General features: G+C 54.2%; 1 protein-coding gene. It reads left to right on the top strand.

Going from position 1 to position 4,598, the window contains the following annotated elements; genetic code table 11:
- The coding region (locus PHH49_08600; GenBank protein MDD5488998.1) for a hypothetical protein at positions 1-4,598 on the top strand (4,598 nt) is incomplete at both ends.

The raw sequence follows: 4,598 nt of genomic DNA, 5'->3' as shown, positions 1-4,598 counted from the left end.
TTGGCGAAGATAGTGGAGGAATCCGGGTCTACGGTGCATGTAAAGATAGACAGTACCGGAGCGACCGCTGACTCCATAAGGATAGTACGGCCGGCGGCCGACAGCGTATATGTCGACATAGCCGCCGAGAAGATCGGCGGGGTGTGGGTGGCCGGCGAGGTCACCGTGAAATCGGTTGACTATTCCGAACCGGAATTCCCGGATTATTTCGCGTCCACGGAGCCCTTCGTAATCCTCAGCGGCATCAAGTTCAATATAGAGGACGGGTTCACGATCACGGACGAGAGGGATCCGCTCAACCCCGTAAGCGTATCGCTTAACCGGCTTACCAGCATGATGATGGATGACACATCGCTTTGTGTCGACCTTATCATGTCGCAGGCGGGCGACGCCGCGGGGTCCGCGAGCATACTTTTCTCGGGGAAGAGGGTAATAGAAAGCGTGCTCAGGCAGAATATAATCGATGCGGTGGAAAGCTGGCTTCAGCTGTCCAGCGGGAAAACGCAGCAGGCTATCAACAACATAGTCGAGTGGCTTGATGGCCAATCGGAACATTTCGGCGTGAGCGCGTTCGATGCCATAGCATTCTTCATCGACCCGATAAAGAACGTTACTGATTACGCGTACCTTGTAGCGCAGACCATCATCAACGATATACAGGCCGGCGTGATAGGGAACGCTCCCGAGGGAGACCTTGAGGTATCCTTGTATGGGCTCAGCCGTCTTGTCGAAGTAGAGACGGGTACCGTTCCGTTCGCGTATTCCATAGACTTCAACGAGCTGAAAGCGCTCGTGGCGGAAGGAGAACGTGTCGTGGTCCACGTCGGCGGGGACCATTACGTGGTGGTCACCGATATAGACGATTTCGGCAACGTCACGGTCCTTGAGAACAACAGGTCCGTGGTAACATCAAAGAGCCATTTCATGTCGTCCTGGGACGGGGCCGTTTTAAGCATGACGCATCCGGCTACGGGTTCGCCACTTACAGTGGCCGAACAAAAGGCCATACTCGGAGCCGGTGCTGATGTGATAGAGGAAGGCGATGGCGGAGAAGGCTGGATAGAGATCGAACCAGGCGAATTCGTGTCCTGGTACGGTATGGCCGCCAGTGATGAAATGATAAAAAGCCTTATGAATAACGGCACGGATTCCGGGGCTGTGACCATGATAATCACCACATATGCCGGCAACGGGAACCTTTCAAGCAAGCGATATTATGGACAGGACACATCCGAGCTTAATAACGCCTATGGTAATTTCCTCTTCGATGTCAAATTCGAGGATGACCCGGGTGAAGGGTCCACATGGAGAAAAGTAAGGGAGCGCCTGGCGGACAAGACCATAAGGATAACGTACCTTACCAAGGATGAGGCGGACGGGACGGATGAGTTCTCCAGGACCGGTCTCGTACTTGAATACCGAGGTGTTCCGCTGGACGAGAGGGCCTGGCTTGACCGCTATTGGTGGCCTACGGTGGATTACGGCACCGATTCCACGGACCGTAGTACGGGCACTATACGTTCAGATCGTCTTATCGCCCTTGGGCTGGACATGGATGCCGGAGCTAAGGCGATACCGATAAACCAGTCGGTGACCACGAGGACATATGAGTCCGTAAGGGACGCCCTAGAGATGTACAAGGCCATCCGCGACGCGTATGAGAGCGGCAGATGGGACGCCATGAACGAACTCAACTCCGTGCTTAACTCAGGCGCGGGGGTGGATAACCTGGAGAGCGCGTATACCGACATCGCCACGGCCCTCCAGACGTTCTGGGGCGGCGGTACGCTTACCGATTATATAGCGGCTATGGGCGGAGCCCTTGAAGGCCTCCCGGATGAGGCGTATTCCACATACAGTAATTTCGCCAGCCTTGCTAAGGCCTTCATCAACGCCTGTCTGGCGCATTGGAAGGGGAGAAAACATTTCACCACACCTACGACCACAGAATACTCTGAGAATCTCACTGAGGTCCTGGAAGGCATGAAGAACGCGTATGTTAACGGTACAAAATATTACTATGAGGGTGAAGTGCTGGTGGATTTCACGGAGGATACGGGCGTATATGACGGCGACTATCTCGGGATAGCCTGGAGCGCGCCATGGGAATCGCTGCTGTCTTACGTGAGTGCCGCATTCGATACCACGGCGATAAACAGCGAGAAGGACAGTATCCTTGCCGTGTTCGATGCGCAGATAGCCCAATTGGGCATGGTGAGTGACAGCGTGGCCAAGACCCTTGGAGAGGATATAACCACGCAGAAAGGCAACGTGACGGACGCCCTGAGCTCTATTAATACGCTCCTGGGCTTGCCCATAATGACCGATAATACCATACCGGCGAACGTGGCCGCGTATCTTAAACAGGCGGTCGAGGACGCGAAAACCGCTCTCACCACGCTCCAGGGACAGTTCGACCCGCTGAAGAGCTCCATAACCACCGCGCTCGATAAAGTCAAGGCGCATCTTACCAATGTGAAGAACCAGATCTCCTCGGCCCTTACCTCTCTGGCAGGCAAAATGGAATCGATCAAGAATGAGATCGTGCCGAAACTGCAGAATATAATCAACCTGGGGAAAGACTTGTATGAGAACGGGAAGTTCAAGGAAAAGAGAAGCGCCGGTGTGTGGGGATATTTCATGACATATGATGATGAAGGCGAGCTTGTCGAACGTAAGGGGAAAGTGACCCATAATAACGGTCGGTCCAAGTTCTGCGAGGGTACATGGGAATGGACCGGTCTCGAGGAAACAACAGGAAAGCTTGACGCCTACCTGAACGCTATAGGCTCATTGCCGGACTTCAGCAGTATGGTCTCGGAGGTGACAACGCAGTATAAGGCTATAGTCAGCACGGCGTCGGATGAATTGAAGGCGGCGGCGGGCGAAGAGCTTGCCGCGCGTAAAGCGATCATACAGGCCGATACTAAGATCACTGAATCCATAATGAAAGCCCGGCAACGCCTGCTTGACGCGCTCGATGAAGTGCAGGAGGAATTGAGCATAGAGACCAGCCTCATAGAAGGTGTTAACGCGCTCGCTGACGCGGCCAATACGGGCGCCGATCCCAGCGATTTCGGAGCCGGGTTCGACAGCGACCAATGGGACCAGCGCGAACAGGCCTTCGAGACGGTTATTGATGAACTTAACGATATGCTGGACAACAAGCTCGACCGGGACGAGATAGTTGGGTTGACCGGCCGGGCGCAGGACCTCCTGGATTCCTACTATGCGCGTAACGACATACAGGGTAACGGCGGTGGATATCTTTACGAAATGGCGGATCCGATGAGCGGACGGATATACGACCTTGGAAGAAATACACTTGGTATAGTGTTCACATATCGTGCCGTACTTGAGGGAAATACGTGGACAACTAGTGGTGATGTGCGTTCGGGAAGCCTTATAGCGAAACTTTGGGACCTTTCGGATCAGTATGTGATAGCCATAAGCAGCAGTGGTCCGTATCCGTCCCTTGCGCAGAACGGCCATGTATTCTGGGTAAGCGGCCTGCTTGACGGGTATGGGAAGCCGCGTGATGAAGAGGCCGAACAGAAGGAAGAAGATAACCAGATAAAGAAGCTGATGGCGGGGTCCACCAGCCCGACCAAACCCTCGGCATCGAGTTCGGCGGGATCACTTTACTCGTCCGGCACACTTGGCGTGTGGCAGTACCTCGGGAACGGCAGCAAGTTGGAAGAGTATTTCAATTGGTCCGATTACAGGGGCCTCTTGCCGGAAGAATCCTCCGATTATTCGTCGACGTACACCCGGGCCAGGAAATACTATTACTACTCTTCGCTGGTAAAATCGTGGGAGTATGTGGGTAAGTACGACAAGAGTGACAGTACCACCAACCGTTATGACGCGTATTTTGGGACCGGGTTCGCTGACGCGCCTGACTGGTGGGACCAAGAAGTGCATTCAGCGGTGCTGGACAGGGACCCGTACGGTTTTGGGAGCGATCAACTTACCATATATAACCCGGTAGATGACAGCGGAGACAATTCCGCCACGAAGATACACACTTCCGACAAGATAATGAAAGCGGTCTTCAAGAGGGATGTTGATATAAGCACGGCTATGTCGGATTATGAGATAGCTAAGTTCGAAAAGATATACGAGTTCTACACGGAAAAAGTGCCTGAAGCCCTGGGTGAAGCCGCGGCCGCGCTGATGGACAACGCGACGGGGATATATCTCAAGGAAGTGGCGTGGATAGAGGAAACGCGGGATGCTGAGCTCCAAAAAGCCGCGGATATGAGGGACCAGGCGCTTGCTGAACTGTATAGGGCCGAATGTAACGCCAAGCGGCAATATCTCGTAACTCTGCTTAACGCGGGCCAGATGGCGTGGGAATCGATCGAGGAAGCCATGAAAGCCGGGAACCTGTCATATACCATGCCGGGCTCAGCCGCGGCATGGATGGGGCGCAAAGAGAGCTATTTCAACACGACCAGCCTCGCGCAGCTCAATGCGAGCATATCCAGCATAATGACGCAGTTGATAAACCCGGCGTTCTCGTTCAGCGGCAGCCTGCCGGCGGCGGGGCTTATGGCGGTGATCGACAGGGCCCAGAAGAGGCTCAGCGACACGTA

This window comes from Candidatus Omnitrophota bacterium (assembly GCA_028715965.1).
GTDB lineage: Bacteria > Omnitrophota > Gorgyraeia > Tantalellales > Tantalellaceae > JAQUQS01.
This window is presented reverse-complemented; position numbering and strand designations above follow the sequence as displayed.